At 40.8% G+C, this 19,999-nt stretch carries 23 protein-coding genes; 10 read left to right on the forward strand and 13 right to left on the reverse strand.

Annotated features, from left to right (window positions below):
• Nucleotides 1–36: 36 nt before the first annotated feature.
• Nucleotides 37–1,347 (reverse strand): methyl-accepting chemotaxis protein, encoded by a 1,311-nt coding sequence (locus EDD68_RS07875; RefSeq protein ID WP_132371700.1) that lies wholly within the window; start codon nucleotides 1,345–1,347, stop codon nucleotides 37–39.
• Between the two features lie 536 nt (nucleotides 1,348–1,883).
• Nucleotides 1,884–2,618: a LytR/AlgR family response regulator transcription factor gene (locus EDD68_RS07880; RefSeq protein ID WP_165902107.1), complete on the reverse strand. Its 735-nt coding sequence runs from the start codon at nucleotides 2,616–2,618 to the stop codon at nucleotides 1,884–1,886.
• 373 nt (nucleotides 2,619–2,991) lie between these two features.
• On the opposite strand from EDD68_RS07880, the gene EDD68_RS07885 reads away from it, so the two are divergent.
• From EDD68_RS07885 to EDD68_RS07900, 4 genes are all read left to right on the forward strand, one after another.
• Nucleotides 2,992–3,714 carry an alpha/beta hydrolase gene (locus tag EDD68_RS07885; RefSeq protein WP_132371702.1) on the forward strand — a complete coding sequence of 241 codons (723 nt, stop codon included), beginning with the start codon at nucleotides 2,992–2,994 and terminating at the stop codon, nucleotides 3,712–3,714.
• A gap of 104 nt (nucleotides 3,715–3,818) precedes the next feature.
• Nucleotides 3,819–4,334 carry a YjcG family protein gene (locus EDD68_RS07890; RefSeq protein WP_132371703.1) on the forward strand — a complete coding sequence of 172 codons (516 nt, stop codon included), beginning with the start codon at nucleotides 3,819–3,821 and terminating at the stop codon, nucleotides 4,332–4,334.
• Nucleotides 4,335–4,343: 9 nt separating this feature from the next.
• Nucleotides 4,344–4,760, forward strand: coding sequence for a GNAT family N-acetyltransferase (locus EDD68_RS07895; protein ID WP_341540272.1), 417 nt, complete (start codon nucleotides 4,344–4,346; stop codon nucleotides 4,758–4,760).
• A gap of 143 nt (nucleotides 4,761–4,903) precedes the next feature.
• On the forward strand, nucleotides 4,904–5,578 hold the full coding sequence (locus EDD68_RS07900) for a YetF domain-containing protein (RefSeq protein ID WP_132371705.1): 675 nt from the start codon (nucleotides 4,904–4,906) through the stop codon (nucleotides 5,576–5,578).
• A gap of 20 nt (nucleotides 5,579–5,598) precedes the next feature.
• On the opposite strand, the gene EDD68_RS07905 is transcribed toward EDD68_RS07900, so the two are convergent.
• From EDD68_RS07905 to EDD68_RS07920, 4 genes are all read right to left on the reverse strand, one after another.
• Nucleotides 5,599–6,492 carry an MBL fold metallo-hydrolase gene (locus EDD68_RS07905; protein ID WP_132371706.1) on the reverse strand — a complete coding sequence of 298 codons (894 nt, stop codon included), beginning with the start codon at nucleotides 6,490–6,492 and terminating at the stop codon, nucleotides 5,599–5,601.
• A 29-nt stretch (nucleotides 6,493–6,521) separates the two neighbouring features.
• Nucleotides 6,522–6,791, reverse strand: a complete 270-nt coding sequence (locus tag EDD68_RS07910) for a hypothetical protein (protein ID WP_132371707.1) — start codon at nucleotides 6,789–6,791, stop codon at nucleotides 6,522–6,524.
• A gap of 99 nt (nucleotides 6,792–6,890) precedes the next feature.
• Complete coding sequence (locus EDD68_RS07915) at nucleotides 6,891–7,091, reverse strand: hypothetical protein (protein WP_132371708.1); 201 nt, start codon at nucleotides 7,089–7,091, stop codon at nucleotides 6,891–6,893.
• A 198-nt stretch (nucleotides 7,092–7,289) separates the two neighbouring features.
• Nucleotides 7,290–7,523 carry a hypothetical protein gene (locus EDD68_RS07920; protein WP_132371709.1) on the reverse strand — a complete coding sequence of 78 codons (234 nt, stop codon included), beginning with the start codon at nucleotides 7,521–7,523 and terminating at the stop codon, nucleotides 7,290–7,292.
• Nucleotides 7,524–7,726: 203 nt separating this feature from the next.
• Between EDD68_RS07920 and EDD68_RS07925 the strand changes: the two genes are divergently transcribed.
• Nucleotides 7,727–8,179 (forward strand): CotY/CotZ family spore coat protein, encoded by a 453-nt coding sequence (locus EDD68_RS07925; protein WP_132371710.1) that lies wholly within the window; start codon nucleotides 7,727–7,729, stop codon nucleotides 8,177–8,179.
• A 67-nt stretch (nucleotides 8,180–8,246) separates the two neighbouring features.
• Here the strand turns inward: EDD68_RS07925 and EDD68_RS07930 are convergent, their stop codons facing one another.
• The 4 genes from EDD68_RS07930 to mgtE all read right to left on the reverse strand — a co-directional run bounded on the left by EDD68_RS07930 (nucleotide 8,247) and on the right by mgtE (nucleotide 13,365).
• Entirely contained in the window at nucleotides 8,247–8,693 is a 447-nt protein-coding gene (locus tag EDD68_RS07930) for a CotO family spore coat protein (protein WP_165902108.1), read from the reverse strand.
• A 289-nt stretch (nucleotides 8,694–8,982) separates the two neighbouring features.
• Entirely contained in the window at nucleotides 8,983–9,759 is a 777-nt protein-coding gene (gene fabI, locus EDD68_RS07935; RefSeq protein ID WP_132371712.1) for an enoyl-ACP reductase FabI, read from the reverse strand.
• Between the two features lie 355 nt (nucleotides 9,760–10,114).
• A complete protein-coding gene (locus EDD68_RS07940; protein WP_132371713.1) occupies nucleotides 10,115–11,977 on the reverse strand; it encodes a monovalent cation:proton antiporter family protein in 1,863 nt (620 codons plus the stop codon).
• A 23-nt stretch (nucleotides 11,978–12,000) separates the two neighbouring features.
• Nucleotides 12,001–13,365 carry a magnesium transporter gene (gene mgtE / locus EDD68_RS07945; RefSeq protein WP_132371714.1) on the reverse strand — a complete coding sequence of 455 codons (1,365 nt, stop codon included), beginning with the start codon at nucleotides 13,363–13,365 and terminating at the stop codon, nucleotides 12,001–12,003.
• Nucleotides 13,366–13,569: 204 nt separating this feature from the next.
• On the opposite strand from mgtE, the gene EDD68_RS07950 reads away from it, so the two are divergent.
• Nucleotides 13,570–14,757 carry an FtsW/RodA/SpoVE family cell cycle protein gene (locus tag EDD68_RS07950; protein WP_132371715.1) on the forward strand — a complete coding sequence of 396 codons (1,188 nt, stop codon included), beginning with the start codon at nucleotides 13,570–13,572 and terminating at the stop codon, nucleotides 14,755–14,757.
• 183 nt (nucleotides 14,758–14,940) lie between these two features.
• On the opposite strand, the gene EDD68_RS07955 is transcribed toward EDD68_RS07950, so the two are convergent.
• Genes EDD68_RS07955 through yjbM form a run of 3 tightly spaced genes read right to left on the reverse strand, consistent with a single transcriptional unit; the run spans nucleotide 14,941 to nucleotide 17,310 of the window.
• Nucleotides 14,941–15,822 (reverse strand): RluA family pseudouridine synthase, encoded by an 882-nt coding sequence (locus tag EDD68_RS07955; RefSeq protein WP_132371716.1) that lies wholly within the window; start codon nucleotides 15,820–15,822, stop codon nucleotides 14,941–14,943.
• A 15-nt stretch (nucleotides 15,823–15,837) separates the two neighbouring features.
• On the reverse strand, nucleotides 15,838–16,641 hold the full coding sequence (locus EDD68_RS07960) for an NAD kinase (protein ID WP_132371717.1): 804 nt from the start codon (nucleotides 16,639–16,641) through the stop codon (nucleotides 15,838–15,840).
• 33 nt (nucleotides 16,642–16,674) lie between these two features.
• Nucleotides 16,675–17,310 (reverse strand): GTP diphosphokinase, encoded by a 636-nt coding sequence (gene yjbM, locus EDD68_RS07965; protein WP_132371718.1) that lies wholly within the window; start codon nucleotides 17,308–17,310, stop codon nucleotides 16,675–16,677.
• Between the two features lie 170 nt (nucleotides 17,311–17,480).
• Here yjbM and EDD68_RS07970 point away from each other — a divergent pair, with 170 nt between their 5' ends.
• The 4 genes from EDD68_RS07970 (at nucleotide 17,481) to EDD68_RS07985 (ending at nucleotide 19,968) form a co-directional block, all read left to right on the forward strand.
• Entirely contained in the window at nucleotides 17,481–18,047 is a 567-nt protein-coding gene (locus EDD68_RS07970; RefSeq protein WP_132371719.1) for a CYTH domain-containing protein, read from the forward strand.
• Between the two features lie 80 nt (nucleotides 18,048–18,127).
• Nucleotides 18,128–18,532 carry a globin domain-containing protein gene (locus EDD68_RS07975; RefSeq protein WP_132371720.1) on the forward strand — a complete coding sequence of 135 codons (405 nt, stop codon included), beginning with the start codon at nucleotides 18,128–18,130 and terminating at the stop codon, nucleotides 18,530–18,532.
• Nucleotides 18,529–19,431 carry a ClpXP adapter SpxH family protein gene (locus EDD68_RS07980; RefSeq protein WP_132371721.1) on the forward strand — a complete coding sequence of 301 codons (903 nt, stop codon included), beginning with the start codon at nucleotides 18,529–18,531 and terminating at the stop codon, nucleotides 19,429–19,431. Before EDD68_RS07975 ends, EDD68_RS07980 begins: the two co-directional genes overlap by 4 nt.
• Before the next feature lie 336 nt (nucleotides 19,432–19,767).
• On the forward strand, nucleotides 19,768–19,968 hold the full coding sequence (locus tag EDD68_RS07985; RefSeq protein ID WP_132371722.1) for a hypothetical protein: 201 nt from the start codon (nucleotides 19,768–19,770) through the stop codon (nucleotides 19,966–19,968).
• Nucleotides 19,969–19,999: the final 31 nt, after the last annotated feature.

Consider the following 19,999-nt stretch of genomic DNA (forward strand, 5'->3'; position numbering starts at 1 on the left):
CTGCCTCACTTATCTGGAATGCTTTCCGTTGAAGATCTAAATCTTAAAACGACTGACTTCTTCATTTAATTCCTCAGCAAGCTGAGCGAGTTCACCTGCGCTTTTAGATATCTCTTCCATAGAGCTGCTGGTCTGCTGGGAGGAGGCCACTGCCTGTTCAATGCCCGCGGCAGATTCTTCCGCTACGGATGCCACATCTTCAATCGACTGATTCACATCTTTGCTGTTTTCCACAATCATTTTAAGGGTACCGGAAACCGATTGTAGTCTTGTTGACATATCCGAAATCGATGTATGAATCGCCTTGAATTTTTCACCTGTGTCATTGATCTGCCTGGTACCCTGCTTTACTTCCTCATATCCATTCTCAAGAGATCTGGCTACTGTATCCGATTCGGATTGTATGCTGGAGACAATTTTTGTAATATCTCCAACAGAATGAGATACCTGTTCTGCCAGTTTACGAACTTCATCAGCAACGACTGCAAAACCTTTCCCATGTTCTCCTGCTCTGGCCGCCTCAATTGCTGCATTTAAGGCAAGCAGATTGGTTTGTTCGGCAATGTCTTCAATGACCTGAACCAGCCTGGAAATTTCATTTGTTTGCTGATCTAATCCCCTCATTTTTTCGACCGCTTCATGGACGATCTCGTTAATATTTTCCATCTGCTGAACAGATTTCTTCATAAAAACATCGCCTTCTTCAGTCATATGTAAAACTTCTTCTGATGATTGAGCGATGCTGTCCCCACTTTTATAAGCCTGTCTAATTTTCTCGTGAAAATCCTCCATCGTCTCTGACAGGCTAGTTGCGCTGTTTGCCTGGGTTTCTGCTCCCGAAGACAATTCCTGCATGGTAGATGCCACTTGTTCGCTTCCTTCTTTCACTTCGTCCGAAGCCTGGTTCAGTTCTTCACTCTGGGAAGAAACGCGTTCCGCTGTTTCTGATACCCGATCAATGATTTTCCTTATATTTTCTTGCATAAGATTGATCGCAGAAGCCAGCTGTCCAATTTCATCTCTGGAACGTATATCAACCTGGGCAGTTAAATCTCCCTGAGATGCTTTTTTGGTAACTTCTACAATTTTATTTAACGGCTTAACGACAATCAAGTGGACAAATATGGTAATGATGGTTGTTGTGGTGATGAGCGTAATAGCTGTATTAATGTAAACTCCCATATTCATACCGTCTAATAAACTATTGACGAAACCTGCAATAGGTGTACTCATCACCAAACTGATGAGAACCGCCAGTATCATCTTTGTCCGAATACTGTTTCTAACTTTCGCCATACTCATCACTGAACTGATATGTTGAAGAGAAGTGGTTTGCTTTTGACTCATACTTTTCCTCCTAGAGTGGATTTATTTTTTGTATCAAATAAATGATTCATGATCCAATAATTTTTCATTCTTCATACGGTGACAAGAACGTCTCTGGTTTTAACGGCGAGGAACCCTCTCCTCCTGTTCTTGCTAAATGTTAATCGGACGGTAACATCCGGCTAACTGTTGTTCTTACTGGACATGGAAAACAGGAATCAATTTTAAAATCATACGTCTTCTAGTACACCCCTCCTATGTTTTATTTTGTGTCATCGTGGACGAAACGTGGACGAAACGTGGACGAAACGTGGAAATTAAAGATTTAATTTCTAATATTAGAAAACTTATCCTTATATGTCTAATGAATTTCGGTCCATCCAGACAAAATTCTGTTCTTTTCGACAAAAATTTGTATCTATTCAAGCAATAGTTATTTCCTTTATGTAGATATTAAGAAAATGACAGAGATATGTTATGTACATATGGCGCTTTCCTGACTTGTGTTTGTTTACAACTTTAAGTAGGTACAGGTGATTATAATAGATCAACCCAATTTACCCCTGTAAGTCAGACAAAACGTGTTTTATTTTTTGAATGTTGTTTTTTGAAATAAATGCACTTTTTTTATAGTTTCTAAAATGGACTAGATACGTTTGTCCATCAGGTTCAATTTTATAAATGTGTTCAAGATTAACGATATAGGAACGGTGGGATTGAAAAAACTGATAACCCAGGCGCTCCATAAGGGAATGAAGCGACTCATAGGTTTCATATGTATGCTGAAATGTATATATAAACGACTTTCGGTTCAACCGCTCGATAAACACAATTTCATGAAATGGTATAAACAATAGGGAATGGTTCATTCGAATTTCTAACTTTCCTGAAATGACCCTTCCCCCCGAAAGGTGATGAGTTGAATTTAATGAGTAAAATGCTTTTTTAAGTGAATCATAAAATCGTGATTGGATTACTGGTTTTTTCATGTAATCCGTCAGAGAGATGTCAAAAACTTCCCCTGGAAAAGTATCATCATCTGTCATCAAAATAATTTGCAGGTAAGGATGGAACTGTTTGACTTTTTCAATACCACTAACTCCTCTGATTCCCGGCAATGACAGATTCATAATAAGAATTTCAGGATTTTGCAGCTGAATCTTTTTCCATAGATCCCTAGCGTGTTCCGCCACGTCCAATAAATGAAAATGCCTCAATGGATCAATCATTTGCTGAAAATGATCCATACAAGGCTTATCATGGTCTGCAATAATGATGCCAAATGGTTTCATATATTTGTTCATCCTTATGACAACGTTTTTATAATCATAATACAATGACCGGTTCAAGAGCGAAGAAAGACATAATGATTTAAAACGACAAACCCCTCCTTATATACCCTTTTCCCATCTGTATAATCCCCTAATCTGTCTATTCAGCCTTCATATCCTTCGTTCGGGGCACAGGCAAATATAGTTTAAAACATATGAATTTCCATTCCTCAACTCATACACTACCTCTTGTACGAAAATAGGTCTTTTGACATAGTTTTAAAAAACCCATAACCGTCCCTATCCGATTCAAGGTCAAGGGCAGGGCTTTTCAAGAAAGAATATGTTAAAATATCTATGTTTGGTATTTTTTATACATCTGGAGGTGTAACCAGTGGGAAGAAAGGGTACCATGATGGAAAGGGAGATACAGAGCAAATATCTGGACGAATCCTTAACGGTAAAGATTTACCGACCGGAGAATTTTTCTCCATTGTATAAATATCATCTTTGCATTGTTCAGGATGGAAACGACTACTTTCAAATGGGTCGTTTAGCAACGTTCAGTGATGAACTTCATGAAAATGGAGACATTGAGAATACCATTTTTGCCGGAATTCATTACAAAGACCGCTATGATCGCAGGGAGAAATATCATCCGGATGGGAAAAAACAGGATGCGTATATGAAGTTCTTGCGTTTCGAAGTTGTTCCCATGCTTGATGAAGAACTGCCAGGATATTATCTGAGTGGCAGCCGTTCACTCATGGGCGATTCCCTGGGCGGAACCATTTCCCTGATGACCGCTTTGAAATATCCGAATACATTTGGAAGAGTCATCATGCAATCTCCATACGTAGACGAAACGGTATTACATGCAGTAAAAGAATCAAAAGACGTTTCATCCATGTCCATATATCATACCATCGGCACCCGGGAAACGGACGTTCCAACGACTGATGGACAAAGGATGGATTTTCTTGAGCCAAACAGGAAATTAAACAGACTCCTTCAGGAAAAGACAAATGATTACACCTATCATGAATTAGACGGTAATCATACATGGAAATACTGGCAAAAAGATCTGAAGCATGCCCTTATAAAAATTTTCGGATAATCTGTCACATGATTTTTAGAAAATTGTTTCAATTTTTTGTTATAATGAATATTAGTCACCTTTTTTCATTCAGCCAAAAAACAAAGTAATAAGGAGGTTTTTATATGAAGTATGGAATAGCTATTTTTCCTTCAAAAGAAGTACAAGACATTGCCAATTCATATCGAAAGCGTTATGATCCCCACTATTCATTAATTCCTCCACATGTCACATTAAAAGAAGCTTTTGAAGCCGATGATGATTATATACAAGAGTTAATTGGTGAGCTCCGATTAATTGCCAGCGAAACCAAACCTTTCCCACTCATCATCAAAAAAATCAGCTCCTTTAGTCCGGTAACCAATACCGTATACCTGAAAGTGGAGCCTGTAGAGGAGTTAATGGAACTTAATGAAAAGCTCCATCAGGGTAAATTTACGAAAGAGCGGACATATGCCTATGTACCCCATATTACGATTGGACAGAAATTATCTGATGATGAACACTCTGATGTCTACGGCAGCCTGAGAATGCAGTCCTTTGACATCGAGGAACAGGTGGACCGTTTTCAACTGCTATATCAGCTGGAAAATGGAGCCTGGACCGTGTATGAGACATTTAAGTTTGGCGGTGTAAAGTAAGCAATGAACATGATCATCGCAAAAAATGAACAGCAAAAAAAGGATGCTTATGCGGTCAGAAGGGCGGTTTTTATTGAAGAACAAAAGGTGCCTGAGAATTTAGAAATGGATGAACATGAAAATCAATCGATTCATTTTGTCGGTTATGTTGGCGGAAAGCCAGCAGCCGCCGGACGCCTTCGTTTTCTGGATGGTTATGGAAAGTTGGAACGGATCTGTGTCCTAAAAAATCTTCGTGGTCAACATTACGGAAAAGACATCATCAGAGCAATGGAAGAGACCATTCGTTCCAGAGGATTCCATAAGGCAAAACTGAATGCCCAGACTCATGCAATTGGATTTTATCAATCGCTGGGATATGAAGTCATATCCGATGAGTTTATGGATGCCGGCATTCCCCATGTTACCATGGTTAAGGAATTATAAATCCATAATTTTTTGCAAAAACAGCCTTTGCTGATCGGTGCATAGGCTGTTTTTCATTGTCCACTGGCTTTTATACGTATGTTTTTCACCGAAGCTGTCTATGATGATGGAAAGAAACAAAAAATCAAGGCAGAGTGATAGACATGAATTATTTCAACATGCTGGTGGACACACTCGTTGGATTCATCGCGCTGTTTGCATTGACAAAAATATTAGGAAAATCCCAGATTACTCAAATTACCGCATTTGATTTTATCGCTGCACTCGTTCTTGGAGAACTGGTAGGAAATGCGTTATTTGATGAAAAGGCGGGAGTTCCTGAAATTCTTTATGTTGTTTTTTTATGGGGGACCTTGCTGTATGTGACGGAAATGATTACCCAGAAATTTAAAGGATCAAGGGCATTGCTTGAGGGCAAACCGGCATTAATCATACATAAAGGAAAAATTAATAAAGAAGAAATGCAGAAAAATAAATTGGATCTGAATCAGCTCTTGCATCTGCTTCGAAAAAAAGATGTATTCTCTGTAAGAGATGTGGAATATGCTATTTTTGAAACAGACGGCAGTGTATCTGTCTTACAAAACACCATAAAGCAGCAGGCGACCCGTCAGGACGTCAATGCTCCCCCGGAACCAGTTGAACTCCCCGTTTCCCTCATCATTGATGGTGAACTGTTGTATGATAACCTGGCTGAATCCAACTTAACAGAGCAATGGCTGCATCAGGAATTACAAAAACAGGGATACTCCGATGTAAAGGATATTATGTATGCCGAATGGCAGGAAAGTAAAGGACTGTATGTACAGCCCTACTGACCGATCTTCGGGATTCCCTTTCAGGCTTTTCTAAATACCCAGCGGTAATTTTTAATTTCATGTGTAATTGCTTCCCGCTGAATTAACGCAGAAATATAGGCTGTAACAGCGGTCCGAAATAGTAAAAACTGAGAAAGCTGACTCGCCCGAACCCCGTGCTTCGAACACAGGTCAGCGATGATTTGTTCGTGACTGACCTCCCCCTTTTCTTCTATATATTGCAGGATTTCCTTAAGCAGATGTTCATGATAATCTATATTCGTCTGTATGGTCTCGGTAAATGTATTTTCAAAGGACCCATGTCCAGGTACGGCTCCCCTGCATTCAATCTGTTTAATTTTTTTCAGGCTCTCTATGGCAGCTTCAGCATCTGTAATATATGGAATTTTATGCTTTAGCAGCTGCTCAGTTCCAAAATAACTGTCCCCTGCATAATAAACATTATCAATTAATACTCCCATCTGATGGTAGCTGTGTCCAGGTGCGGCATACAGGGTCATCTGAAAACTTCCGATACTGTACTGTCCTTCATCAACCTCTTCGTCCACACGTACAGGTTCTCCTTCCAGAAATTTATTGCGAAGTTCAGGAAGGGGATCATTGCCGCCAAATAAATAAAGGGGTTCGAACACGGGATGTTTCAGGATAGCTGCTTCGAAGCGGGGGGCAATCGTATAAATATGTTTTTCTTTTTGCAAATAAGAAGCCCCGCCATAATGATCGGCATGTGCATGAGTGATAAATAAATGGGTAACTGGGAGGGACTGCTGGTTCAACACGTTTACTACTTTTTTCATGGTGGAACGGTCCAGGCCAGCATCAATTAACAGTCCCTCATCACCGTGCTGCACATATCCGATATTGACAGGAGCATCAAAGTAAAAACAGGTGTCACTGATTTGTTTGAACTGCATACGGAATCTCCTCTAACGTGTGTGTGTTATTATATTTGTTCGTTAACATGTTGTCCTTTTCCTGTTAGTTCTGCCAATAATTTTTCGGTATGCTCAATGGCATGGACATTTCTTGCTGCATAAATCGTTAAGGGTCTGGTCTGTTTTTTTTGTTTTTCTTCTTTCTTTTTTTCCTTTAATTTGTTGTTTAGTTCAATTCGAAAAGGTCTTTCCAGAACAAACGGATTTTCTGTTGTCCCCGCTGTTCTTCTGTGGTAATCCTGGTATTGATGATGCTGAATAGGAAGGATATAGCCCATACCCATCCCCTCCTTTGCCAACCTATTATACGTTACCCGTTTTTAATGATATCCATTCGTATATTTTCAAATATTTATGACGGATGTTTGACATTCATCTTATTCCATTCTTCTTTCCAGTTCTTTGATCATTTTTTCCACGCTTCCAATCTGCTCCATAAACTGCTGATCCCATTCTCCCATCTCCTGCTCGATTCTTTGGATTTGCTCTTCAGGTTTCAAAAGCAATGATTCATTCTCATCCAGAAAATCATTTAAAGCCTTTACAAACCGATACAGGGGATGTTTTTCGATATTCATGTTTGTCTCCTTTCTCTTTACCCGAAATTGAAGAAAACCAGTAAACCTTGTTGCAAACCCGGGCATGAATTTTTCAGAAAAAACATGCTGAAATCAGTCTTCATCAAATATGCTTCACTTTTGCTTCACTGAGAATGAAAGGGGTTGTGGAAATTAAAAGAAAAAAGACAGCCCCAATGGCGAGACTGTCTGAAAAATTTACCATGGAAATGGCCTTCTTCGATAATCCTCATCATCGAAGTCCCTTTCATCTCCTTCTCTTCTCTCCGAAGATTCTTCATCTTCTCTGCGGCGAGGTCCAAAAAACGGATCAAAAGGAGGACGCTCCCGATGTCTTGGAGGTTCTGGTCGTCTTGGAGGCTCAAAGATCACATTATCCGCTTTGATCACGAGGTCCTTTACATGTATTTCCTTTTTATTTTTATCGGACATTTACTCATCCACTCCCTTGTCATAAATTGTTTACGGTACTAGTGTATGCGTATAATCGTCTATTGTTTGGTCATTTGTCCTATCCCATTAAAAAATAACAATCAGCTTCTGGAAAAGAAGGTTTATGCCCACACATGATGTTCTGCAGGGCATATTTTATTAGAGACAAAACGTCAATATATAAAGAAAGGAGTAGTGAATATATGTCTTGTGGAAAAAAGTTTGATTCCGGAAGCTGTGTTTGCGATATATTGCGGGAGATCGCAGACGCCCAGCAAGACATTTTAGCTGATTGTGATGTCAGCTGTGAAAATTCCATTAATGAACTGCTCGGAGAAGCAAGACCGACTCCTTCCAAAGACACTGTACCTGTCCTGCTTTACTGCGACGGAAACTGTGAACCGTTTAAAGGATTTGCAGTAAAAGACAATCATGATAAAGATGTTGTAGCCAGCTTTTTCTTCCGGGTAAAAGAAGTATTTGATGACTGCTGTGCTGTATTAGAATTGCTGAGAGCTCCTGGTGAAGAAGCTGATCCAAAGAGCCCAACGAAACAGAGTGCGAAAGATTTAAGGAGAACAGGGCTCTGTATCACAGTTGACCTGAAATGTTTCTGTCATGTAACCTGTCTCCCTGCCATCAACGCCATCCCTTAAATCATAAAAAATCACCCGGGCTATATTCGCCCGGGTTCATTTTGTCACGACATTCACTGAATCTCTATTAGAAGCCGATAAGCTTGATATCCTGAATTACCTTTAAAGGTATTTCTACTTGAAATGGCTGCTGGAATGTTTTCATATTGACCAGGTCATTTTTTAACGACTGAATGTAGCCCCGATACTTTTTCCTCTCTTCTGTGATCACTTCACACTTCATTTTAGGTACTTTTTCCGGCATATTCACAAAATAATTGACTTTTTCAGGAATGCTCATTTCCTTAAATGCCCTTCGTCTTTCAGGGGCTTGATTTTGCTGTATGCCATTTTCGGGTTTTCGATTTTCGTTATTTGGCCCTGTTGCTTCCTGTTTTCGATTGCCTTTCTTGTCCGCCTGCTTCTCTTCTTTCTTGTAATAAAAATAGGATTGCATCGGAGCAGTGACTTCTGACTCCTGTGGTTGCTGAATATACAAAACCGGTTTTTGAACTATCCGATCACGATCGCCCATCTTATTCTCCCCTTTACCAATCATCCTACCACTAACTATATGCACATCCGCCCAAATATGTGCATGAATCTTTGAAATGATCAAATCCTATTTTTAAAAAACGGGTTTCTCCTGCCTGAGTGCAGCGGCCGAAACAGACCACAGAATCAAAGATACCCCTAACACATCACCTCATGGATTGGAAGAACGATAAACGTTTAACCTTTTCTCCCCATAAAATAAAAACCACAAATATCCCGAGGGAAATTTGTGGTCTTTCATTATCCGGATTTAGCTGAGTGAATAGGTTTTAACGTCCCAGGATATTATAGCCGGAGTCAACATGAATAATCTCACCCGTTATTCCCCTTGACAGGTCACTCATTAAGAAATAGGCGGTGTCACCCACATCTTCCTGAGTAACAGTCCGGCGAAGCGGAGCACGCTCCTCAATTTCTTTTAAAATCGAATTAAAGTCACCTACACCCTTCGCTGAAAGGGTACGGATCGGACCGGCAGAAATCGCATTCACACGAATGCCGTCTTTGCCCAGGTCATTGGCTAAATACCTCATAGTCGCGTCAAGACTGGCCTTAGCCACTCCCATCACGTTATAGTTTTCGACAACCCGTTCTCCGCCAAGATAAGTCAAGGTCACGATGCTGCCGCCTTCCGTCATTAATGGTCTGGCAGCTTTAGCTACAGCGGCAAGTGAATAAGCACTGATATTGTGGGCCAGCAAAAACCCGTCACGGGTTGTATTTAAAAATTCACCTTTCAATTCTTCTTTTTTGGCGAAAGCGATACAATGGGCAAGTCCATGAATGACTCCTACATCTTCCTTGATTTGTGCAAAGGTAGTTTCGATGGCTTCATCATCTGTCACGTCACATTCGTAAAATAAAGAATCCTGTCCTTCAAGGGTAGCTGCCAGTTCTTTAACCGGTTTTTCAAAACGGTCAGATGCATACGTAAAGATTAGACGGGCACCTGCTTTATGAAGAGATGTAGCGATTCCCCATGCGATGCTTCGTTTATTCGCAACTCCCATGATGACATATGTACGACCTTCCAATGAAACATTCATATTTCCAACCTCCTACAAGGTGTATCACCAATTTTTATGATTTGTTATTAGTACCTGATACTATTTTATTAAAAATCGGAAAAAAACTCAAATGGTTTTAACTAACCAACAACCGAACATGCTTTAATAATACCAAACAAGTGATTCAAAGATACAGGTACACCACACGATCATCATTTCCAAAAAACTGCGAACATAATCAATTTCAGGACAGACAAAGCGACGTCATATCCGTTGCTGCTCTTCCCTCTTTTATTCTGATCAAGGTTTTTTAAACAGATGACCTCCTCTGAAATGGCAAAAAAAAAAATCATACCTCTACCCCAGTCAGGAGCAAAGGTATGCAAAAACAAGGCTAACACCAGTCACAAAACTCCAGCACATTTCTGAGTTCTTCTACATATTCTCTGGAACCAGTGACAATGAGCCGATCCCCCATTTTTAATTCTGTATCTCCATGGGGCACGATTGAATCTTTTCCTCGAAAGACCCGTACAATAATGACATCACCCGTAAATGGAAAATTTCTGAGCATAATCCCATCAAACGTAGAATTATTCATGTTGATCTGATAGAGCTGGTTTTCCTGTTCAGTTAAGACATGTACAAGGCTCGGAGCAACAATCATCGCTTTTAGTAATGTTTTGTTTGATAATAACACGGAAAACACATCAACATTTTGGGACCTCAAGTACTGGTCACGTTCCGGGGATTCAGCCCTTGCAATCACTCGGTCAACACCCTGTTCTTTCGCATAAATGGCAATTTCGGCATTCGTCTCCTCATCTCCTGTTGCTACAACCAGAAGATCCGCATCAAATACATTTAATGCCTCTAAATGTTTGACATCATAATTTTCAACTTCTTTGATATCAAAACACGATTCAGCGATCTGTTCATCCATTTTTTCATTTTTTGTATGGTACAAATGGGTTTCATATAAATCAGGATCCAGCTCCCGAACCACAGGCAGGGTCATCTGGTTTGACCCTATGACGGAAATCACATACTTATGTTCGTCTTTTTCCACCTTCTGGAATAATTTGTTAAACAAAACCGGTCCTATTAAACTTGCAAGAACTGCTACTAATATAAGGGCATCTGATAATTGCTTGTCAAGAATCTCCATCCGTTCCCCTATTTTTGCTCCTGCTACGACCAATGAGAGGGTAGAAGTGAGCAAAAGCCCCGAACTGATGGCTGTACGCCAGTCGTACCATTTTCGCATCAAAATGGAAGGGATCAATTTTGACGCAAATAAAGCAAGAAGCAACATTGGAATCAACAGTAATGCTTTAGGCTCCCCAAATAAACCCCATAAGTCAATTCGTGCTCCCTCTACCACGAAAAATATTGGAATTAAAAAGCCATACCCAAAACTATCAAGTGTCTTTACCATTTCTTTGTTTGGTGATAAAAGGGATACTAAAACACCGGCAAGAAAGGCTCCGAGAATATTTTCTGCACCAACACTCTCTGACAGGGCAACCAGGACAATAATAAGAGTGAAAACCGCACGGGTATCAATCTGAACGGTTCCCCTGGTCATCGTCTCCAAAAATGATTGACTGCGGAAATGTTTCCCCATGAAATAAAACAGAACACCTGCAGCAAATAATAGGAGTAAGAGCCACATATTTCCCCCGCCGTCACCATAAAGGGAAACAAAAACAGCCAGCAGAATCATCGTTACCAGATCAGCAATCACGGCAACGAGTAAAATCGTCTGCCCAATATTGGATTTGGTAATCTGATTATCTTTCAGAGTCGGAACAACAATTCCAAGGGAAATCGTAGATATAATCAATGTCATATAAAATACACTGTCAATGAATCCAGCAAGAACAAAGAGATAGGATAACAATAACGAAACAGCAAAAATACCTGTAAAAACAATCGATGCAATCAACAGGGGATTGGTCTGGTTCGGTTTACCGTTCTGTCTTTTGTTTTGCTTTTTTCTGGCAAAAACGGAAAAGTCAATTTCAAGCCCGCTTAAAAACATGAGGAAAATAAAACCCAGGGTGGAAAGGGTCTCAAGCCACATCCCCTCTTCGACAATATTCAAACCGCTTTTTCCAATCATGAGTCCCACAAAAATTTCCGCAACCACAACCGGAATCAGTTTTAAATTCAAACGGTGCAAAATGATGGGTGTGAGAAATGCTGCAAGAATTACAATGACTAGTGAAGTAATGGATGTCGTGGAATGTTCCATGAATGAATGCCCCCTTGCTCGATTTATAATAAAAGGTTCATAAAGACCGTGGCAATTCCGAAATAAATCAGTATGGAAATAATATCATTAATGGTCGTAATAAATGGGCCGCTGGCAACTGCGGGATCGATTTTCAAAACATGCATCACAAGTGGAACAAATGCGCCTGCAATCGTTGCTACAAACAGAGTTGCCATAATCGTAATACCTACCAGTATACCCAAATAAATATCACCTTTCCACAAATATACTATAGCCATAATGAGAATGCCACAGGTGAATCCGGTTATTAAACCCGTACCCGCCTCCCGATAAACGATTTTTTTCTTCCCTTCCTTTTCAAGTTCACCAGTAGCTATCCCACGTACAGCAACAGCTAATGCCTGTGTGCCTGTATTCCCTGCCATTCCCATAATTAACGGGATGAACACTACTAAAATCGCCTTCTCACTGAGTATGGTTTCAAAACGGCTTATTATGGTTGCTGTAACCATGCCTAAAAACAGTAAAATCACTAACCATGGGATTCGTTTGCGGGCAGCATGAAACGAGTTTTTATCCAATTTTTCCATATCTGCAACGGCAGCAAATTTGGAATAGTCCTCGCTTGCCTCTTCTTCCATGACATCCATGATGTCATCAACGGTAATAATCCCAAGGAGGTGATTCTGAAAATCTACAACCGGAAGAGCTAGAAGGTCATAATCCATCATGACACGGCCTACTTCTTCCTGATCATCACCGACTGAAACGGATACTATACGCTCACTCATGATTTCCTTAACCGGACAATCATCTTCTGCAATAATCAGATCCCTGAGCGAAATGACACCGACCAGCCGCTTCTGATCATCAACGACGTAAACATAGTAGATCGTTTCTGCATCAGGGGCTACATTCCGCAAATGAAGCATGGCCTCCCGAACGTTCATATATGAGGAAACAGATACAAATTCAGTTGTCATAATACTTCCAGCTGTCTTTTCTTCATAATGAAGCAGGTCTTTAATTTCTGATGCTTCTTCCTTATTCATAATCGCTAAAAAGCTTGCTACAATATTTTTATCTAATGTATTTAAAATATCGACAGCATCATCCGTTGACATTTCCTCTAAAATTTGCACCGCAAACCGGGGGTCCATTTCGGCAATAACCGGTTCAATCTGATCGGAATCAAAATGTTGTAGAATCTCAGCCATTTCTTCCGGCGACAAGTAGGTATAGATTTTTTGACGAGCGTTGTCTGTCTGGCTATTAAATATATGTGCCTGATCATAGGAATGCAATTGTAAAAATTCATAGCGAAATCGCTCTATATCATCCTTTTCCAGAGCTTTATTCAATGTGTTCATAAGCTCTCCGTATTTATCTTCCGTCAAATGTTCCATGATTTTCCCTCCTTATCGCCAGTTGGAATATAGACCGTTTTATCGTAAAGATGTTTCAAAAGTTTGTCAACAAAAAATATATTTGTGTCTTTCTTTTGACGAATTTTGTATTATCATGAAAACAGAGATTCATATTGGTTTAAAGTTTAACAAAAACAAAATGATTATTCGATAGACTGATCATCATATAGAAAGGATTCAACTATGAACAATAACCAGAATCGATATTACGCAGATTATTTTTTAATTGTTATACTCGTCTTCCTTGCTGTCATCAGCATTTTTACATTATATACAATCCAACCCGCTTTGCCTCCGGATATTTCAAATACAAAATTTTATGTGAGACAGGCCCTCTGGTTTATCATAGGCGGTGTTTTCATCGGCATGATGATGATTCTGGATTATGACTGGTACCGAAAACTTTCCTGGTATTTGTACGGGATTGGCGTGCTATTGCTCCTGGGGCTGGCCTTAAACATTCCAGCTTCTCTGGTACTGACCTTAAATCATTCTACCAGCTGGTATTCGATTCCCCATGTGGGGACGATTCAACCGGGAGAATTTATGAAGGTGTTTTTGATTATCACCCTTGGACATGTGATTACATCGCATCATGAAAAGAGGAAAACCCCCCAGGTTCGCGATGATCTGTGGCTTCTGATAAAAATTTTAATCATAGCCCTTCCCCCGGTTGGTCTAGTTGTGATTCAGCCAGACCTTGGAACAGCACTCGTATACCTGTCCATTACAGCTGTTCTCATTCTTATATCAGGAATAAGGTGGCGTATATTATTCGCTGTCGCTGGAATCATTCTTGTCGTGACAGGAGCTGCCCTCGGTCTCTTTTACCTGTTTCCTGGAATCATTAAACAGCTCGAGGACTCGATCTTTTCCCACGCATTAGAACGATTTTACGGGTGGCTAGCACCCGAACAGCATGCCGATTCTTATGGGATGCAGCTCATACAAGCCATGTTGTCGATCGGCTCTGGACAACTATTTGGAAAAGGCATGATGAATCTGGAAGTATATATTCCGGAAAGGCATACCGATATGATCTTCACCGCTATTGCTGAGCAGTTCGGGTTTATTGGCGGAAGTGTGGTTGTAATGGTATTCTTCTTACTCATTTACCGAATTATTCACATATCCCTTGCATGCAAAGACCCCTTTGGAAGCTATCTTGGAGCAGGAACTGCAGGCATGATTACGTATCAGATCGTTCAAAACATCGGCATGAGTATTCAGCTGTTGCCGATTACCGGGCTTCCTCTTCCTTTCATCAGCTATGGCGGAAGTTCTCTCATCGCCTATTTCATGGCTATGGGTCTTGTGATGAACGTCCGGTCCCGACATAAGGTCTTTATGTTTGATACAAAAAATGAGTAGCTAAACTTATGGCACTCCGGTTACTCCTGGCAACTGGGGACCACTTCGCGGAAGACTTCTTATCTAAAAACGCCGGTATAGGCTGCCGGCGTTTTTACTGTCTCTATATCACACGTTTCCATGGTTCTACGATCCTTTCAGAAAAGCAGGGATGGACAAAGTTTTGATGGCCCATTCTTTCCATTATTCATTCATATTCATAACCCGTTTGAGATCATCAGCCAGTGGGGCGGAAAACTCCATTTCCTGATATGATTCCGGATGCGTAAAGGATAAATGGTCGCAGTGAAGAGCCTGTCTCCCAAGATATTTTTTATTTCCTCCATAAAGATCATCTCCAAGCAGCGGATGGCCGATATAGGAAAAATGAACCCGAATTTGATGTGTTCTTCCGGTTTCCAACCGGATATTTACGAGGGAAAAGTCTGTGAACTCTCTGATGACTTCATAGTGGGTGACGGCAGGCCGCCCATCATGCCGCACTTCCCTTTCGATCATCGAGATTTCTTTACGGCCTATGGGAGCATTGATCGTACCTGATTTCATATCCAAATGGCCCTCAATCAGTGCTTTATAGCGACGTTTAATCTCCTTTTCTTTTTGAGCCCGCGCAAGCAAAGAATGACTGAAACGGTGCTTGGCGACAAGCAGCAACCCAGAAGTGTCCCTGTCTAGCCTGGTCACGACATGAACGGTGTATGATAACCCTTTTTCCCGGTAGTAGTGGAGAATTCCCTGGGCAAGGGATTTTTCTGAATGACGTCTGGAAGGAATAGTCGGAATTCCGGCCGGTTTATTGACGACTAATACAGCGGAGTCCTCATACACGATTTCAAGGGGCATATATCGTGGCTCCATTTTCTTCCCCTTTGTCTCTTTCGGCAGATGAACTTCCAGTATGTCGCCTTCCCGCAAAATACTCCTTACGGTTACATCATGTCCGTTTTGCAAAATCCGTCCCTCATCTTTTACCGCTTTTAACACACGTCGTGAAAAAGCCCGTACCGTGCGCAAATAATCCCGCACAAGCATTCCGGCATCTTTTTTTTCAATCGTCCACTTCATCTTTCATCACCTGATTTATGGACGGTCATCTTTAATAAAAGAATCATGTACCCTTTTCCAGAACGGAAATGGACGAAAACGAGCAAAACGGACCCGTTCTTTCGCTACCCGGCATTCAATGGTTTTAACGTCTTTATAGGTTTTCGTAATATGGTCAATCGTGATAAAAAAACTGCGGTCATTTAAAGGTTTTAATAAACAGGTATGATGTTTGGGCAAAATCAATGGGGAACCCACTGTACGAAAAACACGATTATTGATCGATGCCATTTCCGTAATCTGAATGGCCTCGATCGATGGATGGATAATGGCACCTCCCAGTGCCTTATTATAAGCTGTACTTCCGGATGGCGTGGAGATGCACAATCCATCGCCTCTGAACGTTTCAAAATGTTCTCCTTTAATCTCTACGTCCAGAACAACTGACCCCTCTGGAGTTTTGACGGAGCTTTCATTCAATGCCAGATAGCGGTCTTCACTTCCTCCATTTTTCGGATGGATCGTGATCTCCAGCAGGGGATACTCGACAACTTGAAATGGTGTTCTCGCAATTTCAATCACCAGTTTTTCCAGTTCATCCGGCATCCAGTCCGCATAGAATCCTAAATGCCCCGTATGTACCCCGATAAAAGCAGTTTTATCCAATCGGTGGGTATAGGAATGAAACGCCTCAAGCAACGTTCCATCTCCGCCGACGGAAATCACCAGATCCGGTTCTTTTTCACAGTATTCCAGGTCAAATTCAGTCAGGTAATTTTTGATTTTGGTCACAATGTCTTTCGATGTCTGATCTCCTCTGCATTTAAGTGCAAATTTCATAGCAAATTCGTTCCCCTCTGTCTGAAAAGTATGTTATTCTCTGTTGTGTTTTTCTTGTTCCTGCTTTTCTTTAAAAATCCGCTGGGCCTCCTGAATTTCATTTCTGATTTTTGACATTTCCTCATCAAGCTGAAAAGCTGCTTCTGCCGCCCTTTTCAGCCTTGTTTTTATATTACCGGGTATTTGCCAGGAATATTTATAGTTTAACGAATGTTCATTCGTAGCCCAGAAATTCATGGCCAGTGTACGAATCTGTATTTCGGCAAGAAGTTTTTTTTCTCCATGAATCGTTTCAACTGGATATTCAATAATCACATGATAGGAGCGATATCCGCTTTCTTTTTTGCAGCTGATATAATCCTTTTCCTCGACAATTTTAAAATCCCTTCGGCCTCTCAACATTTTAACAACGGTGTAAATATCATCAACAAATTGACAGACAACCCTGAGGCCGGCGATATCCTGAATTTCCATTTCGATTTGATCAAAGGGAATCCGTTTTCGTCTAGCCTTCTCGATAATGCTTGAAATCGGCTTTACCCGGCCAGTAACAAATTCAATCGGTGAATGACGAGACTCATATTCAAATTGTGCTCTCATTCCCCTGAGTTTCACTTTAAGCTCCTCAACAGCCTGTGCATAGGGAGCTAAAAATACCTTCCACTCCATGATGGATCCCACCCTTTTCATCCTTGCGGAAAAATATTATGGGAACTATGACGCTATCATTGTACCATAAAGTGGCATAAACAGCAGATAAATAATCTGAGACAACATCCTTTCCCTTTGCCAAAATCACAGATTTTACGTCATAATAAAATCACAGGGAGGCTTAAAACATGCAGGAAGTAGAAATTGAATTTAAAAATATGTTAACAAAAGACGAATATCATTCACTGATAAAAAAACTCCATTTATCTGAATCCCAATCTAACGTGCAGACCAACTACTATTTCGAAACAGAAAACTTCCAGTTAAAACAACACAACGCAGCACTGCGGATACGGGAAAAAGACGGAAAATATCAATGTACGTTAAAACAGCCTAGAGCATACGGACTCCTGGAAACCCATGACTGGCTGACAAAAGAAGAATGTTCAGAATGGATCTCAGGGAATGTCACTCTAAAAGAAAATGTTGGAAAACGATTAAAAGAGATGGGTATTTCATCCAGACAGCTCGTCTACCAGGGGAAGCTCATTACCCGCCGGATTGAAACTCCATGGAGGGACTGTACTCTCGTGCTTGATCACAGTCAATATAAAGGAACGGAAGATTTTGAACTGGAGCTTGAAGCCACAGAATATAAGAAGGGCCGGGCTGTATTTTTAGCTTTGCTAACAAACATGCAAATTCCGGCTAGAAATACGCCTAATAAAATAGAACGTTTTTTTAAAAGCAAGTAAGAACCGCGCAGTCACAATAGTTGCCCATCCTATTCTACGTTGCTACAATAAATACAAAACGTTCGGAAAGGAATTTGAAAATGAGCAAACCATACGGAACGATCTATGAGGCAATCGGAGGACAAGAGGCCGTCGAACGTTTGGTGGAAGCCTTTTATGCTCGGGTAGGAAAACATCCGGCTCTTACACCAATCTTTCCGGATGATTTAACTGAAACAGCAAGAAAACAAAAACAGTTTTTGACACAATTTTTTGGCGGTCCCCCATTGTATACATCCGAACATGGCCATCCGAGGTTGCGTGCCAGACATATCCCTTTTGAGATCACTCCTTCACGAAGAAATGCCTGGCTTGAGTGTATGCAGGGGGCCCTGAATGAAGCTGAAATACCAGAACCTTACCGAAGTGCCATTTTCGACCGATTGGCAATGACTGCTACACATATGATTAATACTCCAGAGGAAGGGAAAGGAGAATCATTGTGACTTGGAAAAATACTGGGCATGCCAACAACAGAAGCAGACCCCCTAAATCCCAGTATGGTTTTTTTAACCTGTTAAACAAGCCAGTTGAAATTTATGTGTTTATTGATCCCCTTTGTCCCAGGTGCTGGTCGATGGAACCATTCTTAAAAAAGCTCGTTATTGAATACGGACGATTTTTCAAACTGAGGCCGATTATTTCCGGGGACCTTTCTAGATTAAATCTCAATCAGGTTCAGGAACCGAAAAAACTGGCAGAAACATGGGAAAAGACCGCTACATGCACTGGGATGAGCTGTGACGGGGATCTCTGGCTTGAAAACCCTGTCTCCTCCCCATGGCTCGCCTCTCTTGCCATAAAAGCAGCCGAACTTCAGGGCCGAAAAGCAGGCATGACATTTTTGCGTAAACTGCAGGAGTTTTTATTTCTGGATAAACAAAATATTTCCGATGTGAATGTCCTGACCAAATGTGCTGAAGAAGCGGACCTTGACGTTGAGGAATTTAAGCGGGACCTCCATTCCAACTCTGCAAAACTGGCCCTTCGGTGTGATTTGCAAATCACAAGGGAAATGGAAGTCGAACATATTCCAACCATTGTTCTCTTTAATCAGCTGGATGACAATGAGGGACTAAAGATCACAGGTCTTTATACGTATGATGTTTATGTTGAGGTTTTACAGGAAGTATTACAGAAAAAACCCCGCCCGGCTTCCAAACCTTCTTTAGAAGAATTTCTAAAACACTACCATTTTGTCGCTTCCAAAGAGATATCCGTTGTCTATGACTGGTCACTGGAAAAAACAGAAAAGGAAATGAAAAAGATGGTACTGAAACAAAAAGCCGAGCGAGTTCCTGTGAAATACGGGACGTTCTGGCGATATATCGATCAGGGGCAATAAAGAACATCATTCCAGGTCAGCGGAATGATGTTTTTTTAAAACGGGACCTGTTTCGCAAGGATTGTAAATGATTAGATACAAAAAAGAAGGATAGATCATCATCTATCCTTCAAAATCCTTTCGTCTATAAGACAAAGGGGGATGGGAGAAAGTTTCACAGTCGAACAAAGGGGGTCTCAGCTTCGATGTAAAATTTCTTTACGCTTTTAATATAACAGGGGTTATACCAATTCTCAATACATACGTGAACGTTTTCACAAAATTGTCACATAGTGTCGATGAATCATATTGATGTCCCCTCCATCATATACATCTCTACTGACAGGGGGAATAGACATGAAACAGATTTTTCCATGGATCATGTTTCCTATAGTTCTCGTAGCATTTATGTTTAATTTGCTCGGTCTGATGAACCTTTTTCCGCGTTACATTACCCTCCCGGCCTTTTTTATCACACTCTACTTGTTCTTTTATAGTCTGTTCTATCGGAAAGTTTTTCGGGGATACCGCTCTTCCCCGCGCATGAAAAAAGGTTAATGGCTCAAGGATTTGCCCCCCTGTATGCCAT

It is taken from the genome of Melghiribacillus thermohalophilus (assembly GCF_004342905.1).
GTDB classification, from domain to species: Bacteria; Bacillota; Bacilli; order Bacillales; family Alkalibacillaceae; genus Melghiribacillus; species Melghiribacillus thermohalophilus.